The sequence below is a fragment of the Mesorhizobium sp. M1409 genome (assembly GCF_040317535.1).
In the GTDB taxonomy this organism is placed as follows: domain Bacteria; phylum Pseudomonadota; class Alphaproteobacteria; order Rhizobiales; family Rhizobiaceae; genus Mesorhizobium.
On sequence record NZ_JAMYKV010000043.1, the window covers coordinates 23,997 to 45,030 of the forward strand.

General features: G+C 63.8%; 14 protein-coding genes. 4 read left to right on the top strand and 10 right to left on the bottom strand.

The annotated features are described in order from the left end of the window. Nucleotides 1-9: 9 nt before the first annotated feature. Nucleotides 10-891, top strand: coding sequence for a uracil-DNA glycosylase (locus NKG99_RS26650; protein ID WP_352871970.1), 882 nt, complete (start codon nt 10-12; stop codon nt 889-891). Between the two features lie 47 nt (nt 892-938). After that, a complete protein-coding gene (locus NKG99_RS26655) occupies nt 939-1,751 on the top strand; it encodes a helix-turn-helix domain-containing protein (protein ID WP_352871971.1) in 813 nt (270 codons plus the stop codon). Here the strand turns inward: NKG99_RS26655 and NKG99_RS26660 are convergent, their stop codons facing one another. Together NKG99_RS26660 and NKG99_RS26665 are read right to left on the bottom strand one after the other, a co-directional pair. Continuing rightward, complete coding sequence (locus NKG99_RS26660) at nt 1,752-2,654, bottom strand: DMT family transporter (protein ID WP_352872009.1); 903 nt, start codon at nt 2,652-2,654, stop codon at nt 1,752-1,754. Between the two features lie 71 nt (nt 2,655-2,725). Continuing rightward, entirely contained in the window at nt 2,726-5,032 is a 2,307-nt protein-coding gene (locus NKG99_RS26665; protein ID WP_352871972.1) for a xanthine dehydrogenase family protein molybdopterin-binding subunit, read from the bottom strand. Between the two features lie 155 nt (nt 5,033-5,187). Here NKG99_RS26665 and pepN point away from each other — a divergent pair, with 155 nt between their 5' ends. Both pepN and NKG99_RS26675 read left to right on the top strand, forming a co-directional pair. Continuing rightward, nucleotides 5,188-7,833 carry an aminopeptidase N gene (gene pepN, locus NKG99_RS26670; RefSeq protein ID WP_352871973.1) on the top strand — a complete coding sequence of 882 codons (2,646 nt, stop codon included), beginning with the start codon at nt 5,188-5,190 and terminating at the stop codon, nt 7,831-7,833. Nucleotides 7,834-8,026: 193 nt separating this feature from the next. Further along, complete coding sequence (locus tag NKG99_RS26675; RefSeq protein WP_352871974.1) at nt 8,027-10,348, top strand: PAS domain-containing sensor histidine kinase; 2,322 nt, start codon at nt 8,027-8,029, stop codon at nt 10,346-10,348. A gap of 45 nt (nt 10,349-10,393) precedes the next feature. Here the strand turns inward: NKG99_RS26675 and NKG99_RS26680 are convergent, their stop codons facing one another. From NKG99_RS26680 to ccmE, 8 genes are all read right to left on the bottom strand, one after another. Beyond that, nucleotides 10,394-10,873 (bottom strand): EF-hand domain-containing protein, encoded by a 480-nt coding sequence (locus NKG99_RS26680; RefSeq protein WP_352871975.1) that lies wholly within the window; start codon nt 10,871-10,873, stop codon nt 10,394-10,396. Nucleotides 10,874-10,931: 58 nt separating this feature from the next. Then, complete coding sequence (locus NKG99_RS26685; protein ID WP_352871976.1) at nt 10,932-13,952, bottom strand: bifunctional [glutamine synthetase] adenylyltransferase/[glutamine synthetase]-adenylyl-L-tyrosine phosphorylase; 3,021 nt, start codon at nt 13,950-13,952, stop codon at nt 10,932-10,934. Further along, a complete protein-coding gene (locus NKG99_RS26690; protein WP_352871977.1) occupies nt 13,952-15,427 on the bottom strand; it encodes a sensor histidine kinase in 1,476 nt (491 codons plus the stop codon). The genes NKG99_RS26685 and NKG99_RS26690 overlap by 1 nt, the downstream gene beginning before the upstream one ends. A 7-nt stretch (nt 15,428-15,434) precedes the next feature. Further along, entirely contained in the window at nt 15,435-16,109 is a 675-nt protein-coding gene (locus tag NKG99_RS26695) for a response regulator transcription factor (protein WP_352871978.1), read from the bottom strand. Between the two features lie 310 nt (nt 16,110-16,419). Then, nucleotides 16,420-17,970: a Do family serine endopeptidase gene (locus NKG99_RS26700; protein ID WP_352871979.1), complete on the bottom strand. Its 1,551-nt coding sequence runs from the start codon at nt 17,968-17,970 to the stop codon at nt 16,420-16,422. Nucleotides 17,971-18,101: 131 nt separating this feature from the next. Next, complete coding sequence (locus NKG99_RS26705; RefSeq protein WP_352871980.1) at nt 18,102-18,569, bottom strand: cytochrome c-type biogenesis protein; 468 nt, start codon at nt 18,567-18,569, stop codon at nt 18,102-18,104. Continuing rightward, complete coding sequence (locus NKG99_RS26710) at nt 18,566-20,557, bottom strand: heme lyase CcmF/NrfE family subunit (protein ID WP_352871981.1); 1,992 nt, start codon at nt 20,555-20,557, stop codon at nt 18,566-18,568. The genes NKG99_RS26705 and NKG99_RS26710 overlap by 4 nt, the downstream gene beginning before the upstream one ends. Before the next feature lie 31 nt (nt 20,558-20,588). Next, nucleotides 20,589-21,032 (bottom strand): cytochrome c maturation protein CcmE, encoded by a 444-nt coding sequence (gene ccmE / locus NKG99_RS26715; RefSeq protein ID WP_352871982.1) that lies wholly within the window; start codon nt 21,030-21,032, stop codon nt 20,589-20,591. Nucleotides 21,033-21,034: the final 2 nt, after the last annotated feature.

Below are 21,034 nucleotides of genomic sequence, written 5' to 3' on the forward strand. Positions count from 1 at the left end.
TGTGCTGGCATGACTGCCGCTTCCCCAAACAACAGACCTGACATCGCCGACCTGCTGGCTTTTTATGCCAGCGTGGGGGTCGACGAGGCGCTTGAAGACCAGCCGGTGAACCGGTTCGCCGAGGTTGCGCCAAAGCCGATGGAACGAGCGCCGACGGCGACGCCTTCGGGCGACACCGCCGCTCCGCAGCGTTCGACGGACATGTCTCGCGCCGAAGCCGGAGAGAGAGCAAATGCGCCACCGGTTGTGCGCGCACCGTCGGCCACGGTTCCCGACGAAGCGCAAGCAGCACGTGCCCGCCAGCTGGCAACGACGGCAACGACCCTGGACGAGCTCCGCCAGCACATGGCGGCGTTCGACGGCTGCAATCTCAAGGCCACCGCCAAGAACCTGGTGTTCGCCGACGGCAACCCGCAAGCCTCCGTGATGCTGGTCGGCGAGGCGCCGGGCCGCGACGAGGATATCGAGGGCTTGCCCTTCGTCGGCCGCTCGGGCCGGCTGCTCGACCGCATACTGGCGGCGATCGGGCTCGACCGCACTTCGGTCTATATCGCCAATGTCATTCCCTGGCGGCCGCCGGGCAATCGCACGCCGACGCCGCACGAAACCGAGATCTGCCGGCCGTTCATCGAGCGGCAGATCGAACTGGTCAATCCGAAGGTGCTGATCAACCTTGGCGGCCCGTCAGCCAAGACCTTGCTCAACACCTCAGAAGGCATCCTGCGGCTGCGCGGCAACTGGCGCGTCCACACGACTGCGTCAGGCATCGCCATACCCGCCATGCCGACGCTGCATCCCGCGTATCTCCTGCGAACCCCGTCGCACAAGAAACTGGCGTGGCGGGATTTTCTTGAGGTGAAGGCGAAATTGCAGGCGCTCACCCAGCGATAACCTCGCAGGTAATTGAAATGCGCCCCTCTCCGGCCTAGTCATCGCTGATGACAACAGCCCAAACCTCCGCTGGCAGTCTCATCCGCGAGTGGCGCACGCGCCGGCGCATGTCGCAGCTCGACCTCGCCATGGAGGCTGAGATCTCGCAGCGGCATCTGAGCTTCGTCGAGAGCGGACGGGCCGCACCCTCGCGCGATATGGTGCTGCATCTGGCCGAACAGCTCTCTATTCCGCTCAGGCAACGCAACCAGTTGCTTCTCGCCGCCGGCTTTGCCCCCAGCTTCGGCGAGCGCTCGCTTGGCGACGCGATGTTGGCGCCGGCGATGGCGGCGGTCGAAATCGTGCTCAAGGGGCATGAGCCGTTCCCCGCACTCGCTGTCGACCGCCACTGGAACCTGGTTTCGGCCAATGCCGCCATCGCTCCCTTCCTTGCCGATGTCAGCGAGGAGGCGCTGCTCAAGCCGCCGGTCAACGTGCTTCGCCTCAGCCTGCACCCCGGCGGCATCGCACCGCGCATCGTCAATCTCCAGGAATGGCGGGCGCATCTGCTTGAGCGCCTCAAACACCAGAACGACGCCAGCGGTGACCCGGTGCTGGTTGACCTGGAGCGCGAGCTGCGGACCTACCCGTCCGGCTTGAAAGGCAGCCGGCCGGCGCCGGTCGAGCCGAATGCCATCGTGCACCCGCTCAGGCTTGCCCACGGCGATCAGGTGCTGTCGTTCATCAGCACCGTCACCGTGTTCGGTACGCCGCTCGACGTGACCTTGTCGGAACTGGCGATTGAATCGTTCTTCCCAGCCGATGAGCAGACGAGGACGGTGCTGGTGCGATTGGCGAAGGAGCGGGCCGAGCTGTCGTAATCACCCTTCAGGCAAAGATGCCTTGCGCGTGCGGGTGCGCTCCAGGCCAAGCTGGCGCTCGCGCCAGATGATGAATATCCCGGCGGCAACGACAATGAGCCCGCCGACAAGCATGTGAACCGTGGCGACGTCGCCGAAAACGAGATAGCCGACGACCAGGCCAAGGATCATCGAGGTGTATTCGAACGGCGCCACCACCGAAGCCTCGGCATGGCGATAGGCCGCCGTCATCAGGATCTGGCCGAGGCCGCCGCAGAAGCCGGCGGCAACCAGAAGAGCTGCCTGGAGCGGCGTCAGCATCTGCCAGCCGAACGGTAGCGACAATAGCGACATGACGCTCGCGGTCACCGAAAACCACAACACGATGGTCGCGGTGCGTTCGCTTTGCACGAGATTGCGCACCAATAGCATGGCGACCGCCGAGATCGCCGCGGCGACCAGGACGGCAATGACGCCAAGCACCTCCTGGTCGTCGAGCGCCTGATCGGAACTGAGCAGCGTCAGTTCAGGCCAGGAGATGATCAGCACGCCGACCAGACCGACCGCAACCGCGCTCCAGCGATAGACGCGGATGGCTTCACCGAGAAAGATCGAGCTGAACACCACCACCAGCAGCGGCTGCGCATAGTTCAGCGTGATCGCTTCCGGCAGCGGCAGCCGGGTCAGCGCGAAAAAGCCGAGCCCCATGGCGCAGACGCCGACAAGGCCCCGGGCGATGTGATTGAGCGGACGCGTGGTGGTGAACGCAGTGCCAAGTTCTCGCCTGAAAGCCAGAAAGGCGATGATCGGGAAGATGGCGAAGAACGAACGGAAGAAGACGATTTGACCCGCCGGCACGGTGCCCGCGGCCTTGATGCAGGTCTGCATGCCGACGAAGACCGCCACCGACACGATCTTGAGCATGATGCCGGTGAGCGTGTTGTGCCCGCCAGCATGATCGCTGGCCGTGGATGAGGGGCTGCCGGGGCTGGCTGTCACGCTCCCATAGCTTCCCGGATCGTTGCCCAGATGCGCGCAGGCGTCGCCGGCATATCGATGTGCTTGACGCCATAGGCACGCCAGAGCGCGTCGGTCACCGCATTGAGCGCCGCCGGGGTCGAGCCGATGGTGCCGGCCTCGCCTGCCCCCTTGATGCCGAGCGCATTGGTGGTCGAAGGCACGTTGCGGGTCTCGAAATGGAAGAACGGGAAATTGTCGGCGCGTGGCATGGCGTAGTCCATGAAGCTCGCCGTCAAAAGCTGTCCATCCTCGCTATAGATCGTGTCTTCGATCAGTGCCTGGCCGATGCCTTGCACGACACCGCCATGCACCTGGCCGGCGAGCAGGATCGGATTCACGGTGACGCCGAAATCGTCGACGATGATATAGCGGACGATCTCGGTGGCGCCGGTATCCGGGTCGATCTCGACCTCGCAGATATGGGTGCCGTTCGGGTAGGTGCATTCGTCCTGCACGAACTCGCCAAAGCCCTTGAGATCATTGGGCGTCTTGGCGGCCTTGGCGATAGTGGAAAAATCGATCCAGCGATCGGTGCCGACGATGCGGGCAACGCCGTCAGACAGTTCGATGTCACCGACTGAGGCCTCCAGCTCGTCGGCGGCGATACGCTTGATCTTGTTGGCCAGATCCTCGCCCGCGCGGGAAGCTGATACACCCCCCAGCGGGATCGAACGCGAGCCGCCGGTGCCGCCGCCTGCCTTCAATTCGTCCGTATCGCCCTGCCGGACATGGATCTTGTCGATATCGAGATTGAGCTTTTCCGACAGGAACTGCGCATAGGCGGTGGCGTGCCCCTGCCCGTTGGTCTGGGTGCCGATCTTCAGCGTCACCGTGCCATCGCCATTGAGTTCGACAAAGGCCGGCTCCGAGCCCGGAAAGGCGCAGGCCTCGATATAGGTCGCCATGCCGAGGCCTCGGATCTTGCCGCCAGCCTTCGACTGCGCCAGCCGCTGCGGAAACGCTTTCCATTCGGACCGTTCAATGGCGCGCTCCATATGGCCCTCGAATTCACCAGTGTCGTAGAGGCGGCCGGTTTGGGTGCGGTAGGGAAACTGTTCCGGCCGAATGAAATTGCGGCGGCGAATCTCTTCGACGGGCAGGCCGAGATCGTGGGCGCAGGCATCGACCAGCTTTTCCAGCAGGAACGCTGCTTCCGGACGGCCGGCGCCGCGATAGGCATCGACCGGGCAGGTGTTGGTGTAGAGACCGGTGACCGAGACGTCGAGCGCCTGGATATCATAGACGCCGGTCGACATGGTGACGCCGATATAGGGAATGAACGGACCGTATTGCGAGATATAGGCGCCGATGTTGGCGAGCAGGTCCACCTTCATGCCAAGGAAGCGGCCGTTCTTGTCCAGCGCCATCTCGGCCGTCACGACATTGTCGCGCCCCTGCGCGTCGGTCAGGAAGTGTTCGGTGCGGTCGCCCGCCCATTTGACCGGGCGGCCAAGCCGCTTTGCCGCCTCCAGCACCAGCGGGTATTCACGATAGACGAAGCTCTTGGGTCCGAAACCGCCGCCGACGTCCGGCGTGATGACGCGCAGCTGGGCCTTCTTGATCTTGAACACGCCGGCCAGGATATACTGCATGGAATGCACGCCCTGCGACCCCGTGGTCAGCACGAAGCGGTTCTCCTCCACGTTCCACTCGCCGATCGCCGAGCGCGGCTCCATGTAGTTGCAGACCAGCCGGTTGTTGACGAATTCGATGCGGGTGACATGGGCGGCCTTGGCAAAAGCCGCTTCGGTCTTTTTCTTGTCGCCCATGTGATAGCTGAAGGCGCGGTTTGAGCCGAGTTCCGGCCAGACCAGCGGCGTGCCTTCGGCAAGAGCCGTTGCCGTCCCGGAGACCGCGTCTTCGCTGTCGTAGTCGACATCGATCAGTTCGGCGGCATCCTGCGCCAGAGCGCGGCTGTCGGCGACGACGAAGGCTACGGCATCGCCGACATAGTGGACCCGATCACGGCACAGGATCGGGATGTCGCGCGTCGGCGCCGTGGTGCCATCCGGCTGCTCCTGCATGACGCCGGATTTCAGATCGCCGAGATGAACAAGGTCCTTGCCGGTCAGGACCAAGTGGACGCCGGGTGCCGCCTTCGCCGCTTCGGTCGAACCGATGGTGAAACTGGCCTTGGCGACCGGCGAGCGCAGGACATAGCCATGCAGGACGCCAGCCGGCTGGATGTCGTCGGTATAGCGGCCCTGCCCCTGGATGAAGGCTGCATCCTCGCGCCGCAGCACGGATGCGCCCATGCCGAATTTCGGTGTGACGACGGTCATGAGTGCCTCGTGATGATGACGGGAGAAGAACGCCTGAAATAGGCATTGCCTTAGTTTTGTCGAGGGGCCGTTTCGTGTAAAGAGCGCGGACTTCAAATTTCTTGGACCAGCGGACACAATCCGCCGCCAACGCAATCGACAGGAAAACCCACGGAATGCGCACGGACACCGGCCAGGTCTTCAAGCTCGAAGACTATCGCCCCAACGACTACCTCATTCCGCAAACCAACCTCACCTTCCGCCTTTCGCCAGACGCAACGCGCGTCATCGCCTTGCTCACGATCGAGCGACGTGACGGCGTCGCCGCGTCGGCACCATTGGTGCTGGACGGTGACGGCCTGACGCTCAAGCGCATCGAGATCGATGGCAAGAAAGTAAAACCGTCGGATTTTCTGGCGAGCCCGGACCAGCTGACCATCCTCAATCCGCCGGCCGCGCATCGCTTCCAGTTGCTGATCGACACCGAGCTGGCGCCGGCGGCCAATGAAGCCCTCATGGGCCTCTACCGCTCGAACAATGTCTACTGCACGCAGTGCGAGGCCGAGGGCTTTCGCCGCATCACCTATTTCCTCGATCGCCCCGACATCCTGTCCGTCTATACGGTGCGGATCGAAGCGCTGCGCGACGAGGCGCCACTGCTTTTGTCCAACGGCAACCCGCTCGACAGAGGCGATCTCGGCGACGGCTGGCACTATGCTAGATGGCACGACCCCTTCCCGAAGCCGTCCTACCTGTTCGCGCTGGTGGCCGGCGATCTCGGCCAGCTCGCCGACAGTTTCGTCACCCTGTCCGGCCGCACCGTCGAGCTCGGCATCTATGTCGAACCGGGCAAGGAGAAGCTGGCCGGCTACGCGATGGACGCCCTGAAGCGGTCGATGAAATGGGACGAGGAGGCGTTCGGCAGGGAATACGATCTCGACGTCTTCAACATCGTCGCGGTGTCCGATTTCAACATGGGCGCGATGGAGAACAAGGGCCTCAACATCTTCAACGACAAATATGTGCTGGCCGATCGGGAGACCGCGACGGACGCCGATTTCGCCAATATCGAGGCGATCATCGCGCATGAGTATTTCCACAATTGGACAGGCAACAGAATCACTTGCCGCGACTGGTTCCAGCTCTGCCTGAAGGAAGGTCTGACGGTTTTCCGCGACCACGAATTCTCCGCCGACCAGCGCTCGCGCGCGGTCAAGCGCATCGCCGAGGTGCGCACGCTGCGTGCCCACCAGTTTCCCGAGGACCAAGGTCCGCTGGCGCATCCGGTGCGGCCGCGCCGCTACCGCGAGATCAACAATTTCTACACGGCGACGGTCTACGAGAAAGGCTCCGAAGTGGTGCGCATGATCCGCACAATTCTCGGGGTCGACGCCTTTCGCGCCGGCATGGACCTCTATTTCGAGCGGCACGACGGTGACGCGGCGACGATCGAGGATTTCGTCAAGGTGTTCGAGGATGCGTCCGGCCGCGACCTGTCGCAGTTCGCGCTCTGGTATCATCAGGCGGGTACCCCCAACCTGACGATCAGTTCGACCTACAATCCGGCCGCGCGGGAGTTCACGCTCGAAATCGAACAGTCGGTACCGCCGACGCCTTCCGAAAGCCGCAAGCGGCTGATGCACATCCCGCTCGCCTTCGGCCTGATCGGCGCCGGCGGCAAGGCGGTGGAGTATAGCGGCGTCGAGGGTGCCAGCGTCGAGGACGGCGTCATCCATGTCCGCAAGCGCCGCCACATGGTGCGGTTTTCAGGCGTCGCCGAACGCCCGGCCGTGTCCCTCAACCGCGGCTTTTCGGCGCCGGTAACGTTGTCGGTCGAGCAGAAAGCCGATGACCAGTTCTTCCTCGCCCGCCATGACAGCGACGCCTTCTCGCGCTGGCAGGCCTTCAACACCTTGCTGACCGACGCACTGATATCAGCCTTCCGCGAGATCCTCGGCGGCAAGCAGCCTGACTTCGCCGCGCGGCTGACCGAGCTTGCCGGCAGCATCGCCGGCGACGAGACGCTGGAGCCGGCCTATCGTGCGCTGGCGCTGGCATTGCCGGGCGAAGCCGACATTGCCCGCGACATCGGCAGGAATATCGACCCCGATGCCATCTATGCGGCTCGCGAGGCGCTGGCGCTGGCGATCGGCGCCGCGAGCCGGGACGCTTTTTCGGTCCTCTACCTCAGCCTCGCCGACACGGGAGCGTTCAGCCCCGACGCGGCGAGCGCCGGACGACGCGCCTTGCGCAACACCCTGCTGGATTATCTGTCGCTGCAGCCGGGCGGAGCAGCACTCGCCGCCGGGCATTTCCAGTCCGCGACCAACATGACCGACCGCGCGGCAGCGCTTGCCGTGCTCGCGCATCGTCACCACGATTCGCCCGAGGCTATCGAGGCGCTGGCGGCTTTCGAGACGATCTATGGGTCCGACCCGCTGGTCATGGACAAATGGTTCCAGATCCAGGCCAGCGTTCCGGGGCCGCAAACCGTCGACACAGTGAGGGCCCTGACCAGCCACCCGGCCTTCTCGATGGGCAATCCGAACCGGGTACGCTCCTTGATCGGCACCTTCTCCAGCGCCAACCAGACCGGCTTCCACCGGGCCGACGGCGAAGGCTACCGGTTTTTTTCGCAAACGGTACTCGAGGTCGAAAAACGCAACCCGCAGGTGGCGGCAAGGTTGGCGACGGCGCTCAGATCCTGGCGTTCGCTCGAACCTTCGCGGCAGGCCAAGGCCAAGGAAGCGCTGCTGTCGATCGCCAACGCCGAAAACCTGTCAGCGGATCTAAGGGATATCGTCGAGCGCACGCTGGCTTGAGGCGAAAGATCTCCCCCTCGTGGGACCCTAGTGGGGGAGATAGGCCGTTTCAGCATTATTTTAGTCGATTTTTAATCTTTTTTGGCCGGACCACTGGACAAGGCGAATCACCTTTGATTCTTTACTGACGATTCGGATGTGCGGCGTTTGCCGGATCACCAAGCAGCATAGGCAAATACGGGGAGTGCCATTTATGGCGAAGGCGGACGCGTGGGGCGCGCCCGAAGGGACGGCTTTTGCGCATCGCGAGACGCGCGGCGACGGCCTTGCGGGGAATACGCGGCTCATCGCCGAACCGGCCTACCGACGGCTTCTGGCCGCCGAGCCGCTGCTGCGCCGATCGATACCCGTCCTCATCATCACCTTCCTGATCGTCATCGCGGCGCTGCGCGTGCTATCGCTGATGAACGAGCGCGACGATGTCGAGCGCAATGCCAAGGCGATCCTGACGCTGGCGGCGGGCCAACTGGCCAGTTCGCTGGCCACCACCTCGGACACGGTGCCTGGCGCCATCCAGGATCTGCTGGAGACCACAAGCCGTCAGGGCGCGATGGGCCGCAGCCATGTGCTCGTCATCACCGACAGTGCTTTCAAGATCGTCGCGGAGACACCGCGTTCGATGCCATGGCAGGGCCATTCGCTCGACAGCCTGGTCGAGGGCGGCCAGCCCTTGTTCATGTTCGGCGATCGCGCCGGCGTCATGGAAGTCAACATCGACGGACGGGACTGGTATGCGGCTGTCAGCCTGGCGAATGGTGGAAAGGGCGCATCGGCGGCCTTGGTGCCGCAGGACGCGGTTTTCGATGCCTGGCGCAAGACTGTTTCGCTGAACGTCACCCTGTTCGTGCTGACGGCCGGCGTGCTGATCGTCATCCTCTATGCCTATTTCGGCCAGGCGGCACGTGCGCAGGCGGCTGACCGCATCTATCTCGAAGCGCATCAGCGCATCGACATGGCACTGGTTCGCGGCCGCTGCGGCCTGTGGGACTGGGATATGGTGCGCGGCAAGATGTACTGGTCGCGATCGATGTACGACATGCTCGGTTACAAGCCCTGCGACACGATGCTGTCCTTCGGCGAGGTCGATCAGATCATCCACCCCGAGGACGGCGACCTGTTCCAGCTCGCCAACAGAATCGTCGCGCGCGAGATCGACCACATCGACCAGGTGTTCCGGATGCGGCATGCCGACGGCCAATGGGTCTGGATGCGCGCACGGGCGCAGGTCATCGATCCGGAAGCGCCGGAAATCCAGCTCATCGGCATCGCCGTCGACGTCACCGAACAGCGTCATCTGGCGCTGCGTTCCGAAGCGGCCGACCTTCGCCTCAGAACAGCGATCGAGAACATCAACGAATCCTTCGTACTGTGGGATTCGGCGCAGCGCCTGATCATGTGCAATTCCAAATATCAGCAGGATAACGGGCTTTCGGACCGTGACGTGATGCCGGGCACCGCGCGCGCGGCATTGGAAGAACGCATGCTGGCCTTTGCCTCCGAACGGCGGCTTGCCAACACCAGCGGCCTGCAAGGCGGCGCCTCTTTCGAGCGGCAGCTGGCCGACGGCCGCTGGCTGCAGGTCAACGAACTGAGGACCCGGGACGGCGGCATCGTCTCGGTCGGCTCCGACATCACCCAGATCAAGCTGCACCAGGAGAAGCTGGTCGACAGCGAGCGCCGGCTGATGGCGACGATCCATGATCTCAGCCTTGCGCGGCGGGCGGAAGAGGAGCGGTCGCGCGAACTGGTCGACCTCAACCGCAAATATATGAAGGAAACCGAACGCGCCGAGGCGGCGAACCGAGCCAAGTCCGAGTTCCTGGCCAACATGTCGCATGAGTTGCGCACGCCGCTGAACGCGATCATCGGCTTCTCCGAACTCATGGAACAGGGGCTGTTCGGCCCGCTCGGATCGGAGCGCTACGAGGAATACGCCACCGACATCAACAGCAGCGGTAAATATCTCCTGGGCGTCATCAACGACATTCTCGATATGTCCAAGATCGAGGCTGGCCAGTTCTCGCTGGACCGCGAAGAGATCGATCTCGGCCCGCTGATCAGCGAAACCGTTCGCGTCGTATCATTGCAGGCGACGCAAAAGGCCATCACCATGGAAACCCGCATCGCCGACGCGCTGACGCTGGTCGCCGACCGCCGTGCGATCAAGCAGATCGTCATCAACCTTTTGTCCAATGCGGTGAAATTCACCGGCCAGGGCGGCCACATATCGGTCAGGGCCCGAAACACATCCGGCGCGCTGGTGCTGACGATCGAGGACAATGGTTGCGGCATCCCCAAGGATGCGCTCGGCAAGCTCGGACGGCCCTTCGAACAGGTGCAGAATCAGTTCTCCAAGAGCCACGCCGGATCCGGCCTTGGCCTAGCCATCTCGCGTTCGCTGGCCGAGCTCCAGGGTGGCGCGCTGAAGATCCGTTCGACCGAAGGTGTCGGCACGATCGTATCGGTGCGCATTCCGTTGAAGAAAGCCTCGCCGGCGATCAGGGTCGCGGCCTGAGCAGCAGGCTCCGACTGACACCGCCGGAGCCTGCCACAGACAGCCTCACTGCATATCGCTGTTGTCGCCGTCGTCACTCCATTGAGGGTGACGGCCGAAGCGGCCGCCCTTCGGCAATTCGCTCTTCTCGATCTTGCCGTCGTTGTTCCTGTCGAGCATGGCAAAGATTTTCTTCTCCCGACCGGTGATGTCGTCTGACGTCAGCGTGCCGTCGTCCTTGGTGTCGTAGCGGGCGATGATGCGTTTGGCCATCTGCTCGAAGCGCGCCTTCTCCAGCGCCTCGGCGAGCTGGGCGACGGTCAGCTTGCCGCCGTTGTCGGCGACGAGTTTCTTCAGCCGCGCGTTCATGGCGTCGGAGAACTGGTCGAAGCTGATGGTCCCGTTCGAATCCTTCATCGCCTTGTTGAGGCGCATCATCGTGCCCTCACGCATTTTTGCGCTGGCATTGTTTTCGGCATAGGCCGTGGTGCCGACGGCGCCGGCCAAGGCAACGAAGGCAAGGGCAAGTTTGGTTGTCTTTCTCATGGTCTTCTCCTGTTGCATCGTCACCCCCGATGCGGTCCGAGATAGCCGCTCGTCGCGGTCATCCCGTACGAAGCAAAAGGTCGAAATCTTTCCTGACCTTTTGCGACGTCTCTTTGAGATGTGCTTCCAGCACACCGAAATCCGGCAGATCGGTCACCGCCAGAAGCAGATCCGACAGCCCCGGTGGAACATCGTCGCGTTCAAAGGCTCCGGTGAGGCACAGCCGCGTCATCTGGGTCAGTGCCAGATAGAGCGAGTAGGCGTCGCCAAGGTCCTGCCTTGTCCCGGCATCGGCGAAGCCCGGCGCGAGACGCGACAGGATCTCGGCCGTGCCGGTGGCACGTGCAACGGCCGGGGCACGTGCCATTGGCGCGGCCGGGGCACGTGCAATTGGCACGGCCGGCGCACGCGGCCCAGCCTCGACCTGCCCGGTGATGACGGCCACCTGAGCGATGAATTCGAGATCGATGAGGCCACCGGGGATCAGCTTGATGTCCCAAAGGTCGCGCGGCGGCTTTTCCTTCTCGATCATGGCGCGCATGTCCGAGGCCTCGGCCATCACCTTTGCGGCGTTGCGAGGCTGGCCAAGCACCGCCGCCACTTCCGCCTCGACGTCGCTGCACAGGCTGGGGTTGCCGGCAATGGTACGCGCCCGTGCCAGCGCCATGTGTTCCCACGTCCAGGCTTCCTGACGCTGATATTTCTTGAAGGCATCGATATGGGTGGCGACCGGGCCCTTGTTGCCGGATGGCCGCAGGCGCAGGTCGAGTTCGTAGAGCACCCCCTCCGCCGTCGGCGCGGACACCGCCGCGATCAGCCGCTGCGTCATGCGGGTGTAGTAATGCGAAGGCGCCAGCGGCTTGGCGCCATCGGATTCCTCGGCATCCGGCGCGTGGTCGTAGAGCAGGATCAGGTCGACATCCGATCCGGCGGTCAACTCTCGGCTGCCGAGTTTGCCTAAGCCGAGCAGGGAAACCAAGCCCCCGGCAATCGTGCCGTGGCGCGCCGCGAATTCGGTTGTCACCGCCTGCAGCGCCGCCTCGATGGTGAGATCCGCCAGATCGGAAAAGGCGCGGCCGGCGCGCGCAGGGTCGATCGAGCCGGCCAGCAGCCTGACGCCGATCAGGAATTTCTGCTCGGAGGCAAATATGCGCAGCCGGTCGAGCACGTCCTCATACAGCCGGTCGCCCTCGACGAAGGCGGAAAGCCGCGCCGACAGATAGGCGCGGTCCGGCAGCTCCGTCAGCAAGGCCGGGTCCAGCAAACCGTCGAAAACATGCGGCCGGCGCGTGATGATCGCCGCCAGCCGGGGTGCCGCACCCATGATTGTCGCCAGAAGCTTCAACAGGGCTGGATTGGATTGCAGCAGGGAAAACAGCTGGATGCCGGCCGGCAGGCCAGCGAGAAACTCGTCGAAGCGCATCAGGGCTTCGTCGGCCCGGCGCGTCTGGCCAAAGGACCGCAACAGCGCCGGTGTCAGTTCCGTCAGCCGCTCGCGTGCCTCCGCCGACTGGGTGACGCGATAGCGGCCGAAATGCCAGCCGCGAATGACGCGGCAGATGTCGCTTGGCCGCTGAAAGCCGAGACCGTGCAAGGTCTGCAACGTATTGGGATCGTCGACATCGCCGGTGAATACCAAATTGCCGATGCCGGTCGAAAGCTCCGGCGCGGTTTCGAAAAGAGCCGCGTAATGGCGTTCGACCTGCTGCAGCGAAGTGCGGAACGCTTGGGAAAAAGCGGAGGCGTCGGCAAAGCCCAACATACGGGCGATTCGCTCCAGCCCCTCATCGTCTTCCGGCAGCGTGTGCGTCTGCTCGTCGGCAACCATCTGCACGGCATGTTCGACGCGGCGCAGGAACCAATACTGACGCGCCAGCGCGTCGCGCGCATCGGCGGTGATCCAGCCGCGCGCCGCAAGCTGGCCGAGCATCGGCACGGTCTCGCGGCCGCGCAGTTCCGGGAAGCGGCCGCCGGCGATGAGCTGCTGGGTCTGGACGAAGAACTCGATCTCGCGGATGCCGCCACGACCGAGCTTGACGTTGTGGCCCTTGACCGCGATCTCGCCATGGCCCTTGTGGGCGTGGATCTGGCGTTTGATCGAATGGACATCGGCAATCGCCGCGTAGTCCATGTATTTGCGCCAGATATAGGGCTGGAGCTCCTTGAGGAAGGCCGCGCCCGCTGCCAGGTCGCCGGCCACCGGACGCGCTTTGATCATGGCGGCACGCTCCCAGTTCTGACCGCGCGCCTCATAGTAGCGCAGTGCGGCCTCGACCGGAATCGCCAGCGGGGTGGAACCCGGATCAGGGCGCAGCCTCAAATCGGTGCGGAAGACATAACCGTGCTCGGTGCGATCCTGCAGGATACGCACCAGGCGGCGCGTTAGGCGCGAAAACAGCTCGGTGGCGTCAAGCGGATCGACGACGGCCGGCGCTTCCGGATCGAAGAAAACCACAAGATCGATGTCCGAGGAGAAATTCAGCTCGTGCGCGCCGAGCTTGCCCATGCCGAGCAGAATCCAGCCCGATTGCTTCGACGGATTGTCGAGATCCGGCAGTTTGAGCTTGCCCTGGCCATGCGCGTCACGCAGCAGGAAGTCGACGGCGGCGCGGGTGCAGGCATCGGCAAGGTCGCTCAGCCGCCGCACCGTCAGCGCCGTTTCGGCTTCACCGGCAAGATCGGCTAGCGCGATCAGGAAATGCGCCTCGGCCTTGCACCGGCGCAGTTCCATCATCAGGCCGGCTTCCGAGACCGCCTCGGCCAGGTGCGCCTGGTCGATGGCAGCACCGATCGCCTTCAGCCGATCCTCGACCGTCTGCTCGAACAGCCCATCGAGCATCCGCGGCCGGCGACGTGCCGTGTCGCGCAGGAAGGGCGACAGATCGAAGATGGCTGCCAGGAAATCCTGGCCCTCCCCTTTGCCGGCCAGGAACCTGGCCAGCCGTGTCAGCCCTTCCTCGTTTGCGGCGGAGGCGATCTCGGCCAGTTCTTGCCGCGAACGGTTCTCGTCAAGTGGAGCAAGGCTGATAGACGGCTTCAGCAGCCATTGCGCCACCGCCCGCTTCGCAGCCGTGCTCATCAGTGATCCTCCCGTACCGGGAAACTCATGACCACGGATAGTCCGGGATTGCCAGGCAAGAGATCAAGCCGGCCATTGTGGAATGTCATGACGGCCTTAGCGAGGCTGAGGCCAAGACCGGAACCCGGCTGCGAACGGCTCTTTTCCAGCCGCACGAAACGTTCCGTCGCGCGAGCGCGGTCGCTATCGTCGGGGATGCCGTGGCCATTGTCGACGACCGACAGCCGAACATCCGTGCCGGTTCGCTCAAGGGCTACGCGCACAGCCGGCTGAGCAGCGACGTCGGTCGAATATTTGATGGCGTTGTCGACGATGTTCGACAGCGCCTGGCCGATCAGTTCGCGGTTACCGTTGACGAAAACCGTCTCCCGCACGTCTGTCTCCAGCGAGACGCCCGCCTCCTCCGCCACCGGCTCGTAGAGTTCGACGACATCGCGCACGGCCCCCGCAAGATCGACGCGGTCGGTGTTCTCCGAGGAGTAGCCAGCCTCCAGCCGGGAGATCATCAGGATGGCATTGAAGGTTTTTATCAGTTGGTCGGACTCGGCGATGGTGCCTTCCAGTGCCTGACGGTAGTCGGCAGTCTTGTGCTTACCCGAAAGCGCCGCTTCTGCCCGGTTGCGCAGCCGCGTCAGCGGCGTCTTCAGATCATGCGCGATGTTGTCGGAAACCTGCTTCAAGCCTTCGTTGAGCGTGGCGATCCTGGCCAGCATCACATTGAGGTTTTCGGAAAGCCGGTCGAACTCGTCGCCGGTCCCGGTCACCGGCAGCCGGCCGGACAGGTCGCCACCCATGATGCGGCGGCTGGCCTCCGACACACTGTCGATGCGCTTCAGCGCCGCGCGGCCGACGAAGAACCAGATCAGCAGCCCGCCAAGCCCCATCATGCCGAGCGCCAGCATCAGGGCGCGACGGATGACGGCGCGAAACCGCTCCGGCTCACCGAGGTCACGGCCGACCAGCATGATCATCTGGTTTGGCAGCCGCAGCACCAGCGCAATGGCGTTGTGGCCCGTTTCGCCCTGGGCCTGCGCGTCGTTCTGCTCGGTTTGGTTGGTACCCTGCTCGGCGGGCAGATTGCGCAGACGCTCGAGTTCTCCTTCGCCAAAGCGCTGGTAGGAGAACGGGCTGCTGGTCCAACCTTCGGTTTCGAGAACGCCCGGTTCAAGGCTCTGCACATTGCCGGTCAGAATCTGGCCGTTGGCATCGGCGATCAGATAGAGGTTTGCGCCGGGCTGGCGCGAGCGCGCCTCGACCACACGGACCAACACCGGCAGGCCGCCGCGTTGATAGGCGCGAGCCAGACCGAGCACCTCGTCGTTGATGGTGTCCTGGGTCTGCCCCGTCAGCATGCGCGCCGACAGGGAGGTCATGTAGAAGACGAGCGCCACCGCGCAGAGCGCGAAGAGCAGGAGGTAGAGCGCCGAAAGCCGCGCTGCCGTCGTCTTCATGATGGCTGGCACGGAAAGAGCCATGCTGCCGCTAACTGCTCTTCAGCATATAGCCGGCGCCGCGAACCGTATGCAGGATGGGCTTGTCGAAGCCCTTCTCGATCTTGCCGCGCAGCCGCGAGACATGGACGTCGATGACATTGGTCTGCGGATCGAAATGATAGTCCCAGACATTTTCGAGCAGCATCGTGCGCGTCACCACCTGGCCGGCATGGCGCATCAGATATTCCAGCAGGCGGAATTCACGTGGCTGCAGCGTGATCTCGCGCGCCGCGCGACGGACCGAATGCGACAGCCTGTCGAGTTCGAGATCGCCGACGCGGTAGACGGTTTCGGCTTCCTTGGCGCTGGCGCGGCGGTTCAGCACCTCGACGCGGGCCAGAAGCTCGGAAAAGGCATAGGGCTTGGTCAGGTAATCGTCGCCGCCGGCGCGCAGGCCGGTGACCCGGTCATCGACCTCGCCCAGCGCCGACAGGATCAGCACCGGGGTCGTGTTGCCCCTGGATCTCAGACCGGCAATGACCGACAGGCCATCACGGCGCGGCATCATCCTGTCGATGACCATCACGTCGTAGTCGCCGGCATCGGCGAGCGCGAAGCCGGTTTCGCCATCACCGGCGACATGCGCGGTGTGACCGGCCTCGGTAAAGGCTTTCTGCAAGTAATCCGCGGCCTCGCGATCGTCCTCTATGATGAGAATCTTCATGGGACGGTTATACGCGATTTCGCCGGAAGGTTGAGTGGCAGACATCTGCATTGTGGCCTTTGCCATCGCGATCAAGATCATCCGAAGCCGTGTGCGATAAAGTCCTTGTCCCCGATGTGGTTGCGCCAAGACCGCCGAAACGCTTTCAGACGACAAGCAGGCTTTCAGACGATAGTGCGGCAGCGGGCGATGGGAGGCCCGCTGCCGCCGGGGGAGAGCACGATGACTGACTAACGCGCGCTCCTCCATGCTTTCCCGTGCGGCGGCTCGGGGGTGTTTGAAACGGCCGCACCGGAAAAGTCGAACAGCGTCAGCCCTTGGCGACGGGCAGTGCGACGAAACGATTGGTATCGTCGCGGGTAATCTGCATCAGCACCGCCTTGCGGCCGGATTTGACTGCGTCGGTCATCGCCTTGGTGACATCGTCTGTGCCGTTCACCTCGGTCGAATTGACTGATGTGATGACGTCGCCTGGCTGGATGCCGCGATCTGCGGCATCGCTGTCGGGGTCGACGTCGGTCACCACCAGCCCCTTGCCACTTTCGGACTTGGTGACGGTCAGTCCGAGATCGGCCAGAGTGTCGGGCTTGGCCGGAGCGGGCGGCTGCGGCTGGTCGGCAGATGCCTGCTTGTCACTGGTGGGTAGAGTGCCGAGATCGACCTGGACCGTCTGGCTCTTGCCGTCGCGCCACACGGTGACGTCGACAGATTTGCCGGGCGAAAAGGCGCCTATCAGGCGTGCCAGTTCCTTCGGCGAAGCAACGTCCTTGCCGTCGACCTGGGTTATCACGTCACCGGCGGTGATGCCGGCCTTCTTGCCGGGGCCATTGTCCTGGGCGCTGGAAACCAGCGCGCCGTTGTTGGACTTCAGACCGAGCGATTCGGCGATGTCGGACGTGACCGGCTGGATTTCGACGCCGAGCCAGCCGCGCTGCACCGAACCACTCTTCATCAGGTCCTGAACGACCTGCTTGGCGGTCGAAGCGGGAATGTCGAAGGCGATGCCAACGCTGCCGCCGGACGGCGAGAAGATCGCGGTGTTGATGCCGACGACCTGACCGTTGAGGTTGAAGGTCGGGCCACCCGAATTGCCGCGGTTGACCGACGCATCGATCTGGATGAAGTCGTCATAGGGGCCGGCGCCAATGTCGCGGCCGCGGGCCGAGACGATGCCGGCGGTGACGGTGCCGCCGAGGCCGAACGGATTGCCGACGGCCACCACCCAGTCGCCAACACGAACCTTGGAATCGTCGGCGAAGTCGACGTAGGTGAACTTGCCGACACCCTCGACCTTGAGCACGGCGAGATCGGTGCGTGGGTCGGTGCCGATCAGCTTGGCGTCGAGTTCCTTGCCGTCATTCATCACCACGGTGAAGGCCGAGCCTTCCGAAACGACGTGGTTGTTGGTGACGAGATAGCCGTCATCGGAGATGAAGAAGCCGGATCCCTGCGCAACCGGCCGCGGCTGGCCGTTATTGTGGTCACGGTGGCTGAAGCGCCTGTTACCGTCCTGACCGTTCTGGTCGCCAAAGCCGCGGAATTCCTTGAAGAAGCGGCGCAGCTGCGGGTTATCGGGCATGTTGTTCATTCCGTCCGGATCGTCGGACTGGTCGGAGCCATCATCGGCCGCCGGGCTGATCTTGGCCTTGACCTTGACGCTGACAACGGCGGGAGAAACGCGCTCGACGACATCGGCGAAGCCCGGCACCTGCGGCGCCTCGACGCGCACGGCGTCGGCCAGAACAGGGCTGGTTCCACTGGTCAGCGCGCCGACGCCGATCGCACCGGCCACGGCGATGGACGCGACGGCAGCCAGCAGATGCTTGCGGGTGAGGGAATATGAATTGGGGGCAATATTCATGGTTCTCGTATCCTCTTTCAAATGGATGCTGCTCGATCGGCATCCTCGGGAAGAGAGAATTAGAGAAGCGCACATTACGGCGCCATTTCCGACACATGAAACTTTGGTAATGTTTGGCAGTGACGGCGGCGTCAATCGCGGCGCAATATGGCATCCAACGATGCCTGCTCTTCGGCGGACAGGGATCTTGTCGCCAGCGTGCGGCGCGACCGCGCGGTCAGCACGATGAAAACGCCTCCCACCAGCAACAGCAGGACAGGCGTGCCCCACAGCAACGCATTGCGCAGATCGAAACGCGGCTTCAGCAGCACGAACTCGCCATAGCGGGAGACGACGTAATCCATCACCTGCTGGTCGGTATCGCCGGCGACGAGGCGCTGGCGCACGAGGATGCGCAGGTCACGGGCAAGGTCGGCGTCGGATTCGTCGATCGACTGGTTCTGGCAGACCATGCAGCGCAGGCCTTCCGACAGCGCCCGCGCCCGCGCCTCGAGCGCCGGATCGGGCAGCATCTCGTCAGGCTTCACCGCCAGGGCCGTGCCGGCGAAAAACAGCGCCAGCAGCAGGACAAGCGAGGTCAGCGAAAATCTTGCGCTCATGGCAGGCCCAAGGACGTCACAGCGCTCGCCTGTCTTTTCCGCCGCGACGGCGCGCCGACGCGCAGGCGCCGGTCCATCAGCGACATCGCCGCGCCCGCCATCATCACCAGGCCGCCGCCCCAGATCAACGTCACCAGCGGTTTCCACCACAGACGCACCACGACGGAACCGTCATTGCCCTCGTCGCCGAGCGAGATGTAGAGCTGGGAGAGGCCGATCGTCTTGATGCCGGATTCCGTCGTCGTCATCTGCCGCACAGGATAAAACCGCTTGGCGGAGCTGATTTCGGCAACAGGACCGCCGCCGACGCCGATCAGTTCGAAGCGGCCGCGATCCTCGCTGTAGTTCGGCCCCTGGGCCGGATAAAGCCCGACGAAACGCACCGTATGGCCGGAGAGTTCGACGGTCTCGCCGGCATGCATCGACAGGATCTTCTCGGTGCCGAAGCAAAGCGTGCCGACGATGCCGAGCGTGGTCAGGCCAAGGCCAAGATGAGCGAAGGCGGTGCCGAAGACCGAGCGCGGTAAGCCGAGCAGGCGCCTGACCACGATCCCCGGCGCGACATTGCCAAAGCCGGATTTGACGGCAAGGTCGGTGAGCGCCCCGAGGATCAGCCAGACGGCGAGGCCGATGCCCAGGGCCGCAAACACCGACGCGCCGTCGATGAACAAAGCGGTGACCAGCGTTGCCAGGAGGGCCGCGGCGAAAGCCACCATCAAGCGCTGGGCGACGGCGAAGACATCGCCGCGCTTCCAGGCCAGCAGCGGCCCGAACGGAACCACCAGCAGCAGCGGCACCATCAAGGGTCCGAACGTGAGGTTGAAGAACGGCGCGCCGACCGAAATCTTGTCGGCGGAAAAGGCCTCGACGGCCAACGGATAGAGCGTGCCGACGAGCACGGTCGCGGTGGCCGTGGTCAGGAACAGATTGTTGAGGACGAGCGCGCCTTCGCGAGAAATCGGATGAAACAGGCCGCCGGCCGTCAGACGCGAGGCGCGCAACGCAAACAGCGCCAGGGAGCCGCCGATGAACAGTGTCAGGATGCACAGGATGAAGACGCCGCGTGTCGGATCGGTGGCGAAGGCGTGCACCGAAGTCAAGACGCCCGAGCGCACCAGGAAGGTGCCGAGCAGCGACAGCGAAAAGGTCAGGATGGCGAGCAGCAGCGTCCAGATCTTCAGCGCCGACCGCTTTTCCATGACGATCGCCGAATGGAGCAGCGCAGTGCCGGACAGCCACGGCATGAAGGAGGCGTTCTCGACCGGATCCCAGAACCAGAAACCGCCCCAACCGAGTTCGTAGTAGGCCCAGTACGATCCCATGGCGATGCCGCCGGTCAGGAACATCCAGGCGACCAGCGTCCACGGCCGCACCCAGCGCGCCCAGGACGCATCGATGCGTCCTTCGATGAGGGCGGCGACCGAAAAGGAAAAGCAGATCGAGAAACCGACATAGCCGAGATAGAGGAAGGGCGGGTGGATGGCGAGGCCGAGATCCTGCAGGATCGGGTTGAGATCGCGGCCCTCGATCGGCGCCGGATTGAGCCGGATGAACGGATTGGATGTCACCAGGATGAACAGGAAGAAGGCGGCGCCGATGGCGCCCTGCACGGCAAGCACGTTGGCGCGCAGCGTCGCCGGCAGATTTGACCCGAAAGCGGCGACAAGGGCGCCGAAGAAGGTCAGGATCAGCACCCAGAGCAGCATCGAGCCTTCGTGATTGCCCCAGGTTCCGGTGATCTTGTAGATCAATGGCTGCAGCGAATGCGAGTTTTCCCACACGCTCGCCACCGAGAAATCGGAGCTTGCATAGGCGGTCGCCAACGCCACGAAGGACAGTGCCGTCAGGGCAAAGCCGGTCACCGCGACTGGCGCACCGACCGCCATCAGGCGCTGGTTGTTCAGGCGTGCGCCAAGCAGCGGCACGAGCGCCTGCACCAGTGACAGCGCAAACGCCAGGACCAAGGCGAAATGTCCGGTTTCAACCATGGCTGCAATTCACTTTGCTCTCCTGCCAGAGCTATTCGCTCTTGCTCTCCTGCCAGACGCCCTTGGCCTTCAGGCCGTCGGCCACCTCCTTGGGCATATAGCGCTCATCATGCTTGGCCAGCACGCTGTCGGCAACGAAGACGCCGTCCGGGCCGAAGGTGCCTTCGGTGATGACGCCTTGCTCTTCGCGGAAAAGGTCGGGCAGGATGCCGGTATAGGTGACCTTGACCGATTTGTGCGTGTCGGTGACCAAAAAGCCGACCGTCGCCCCCTGCCCGCGCTGGATCGTGCCCTTTTCGACCAGCCCGCCCAGCCTGATGCGCTGGCCAGGCTGGACATTGGCGGTTGTGAGATCGGCCGGCATGTAGAAATAGGAGGCCTTCTGGCCAAGCGCGTAGAAGGTCAGCCCGGTGGCGACACCGAGGAAAACCAACCCGCCCGCTATCACCGACAATCGTTTCTGTTTGCGCGTCATGT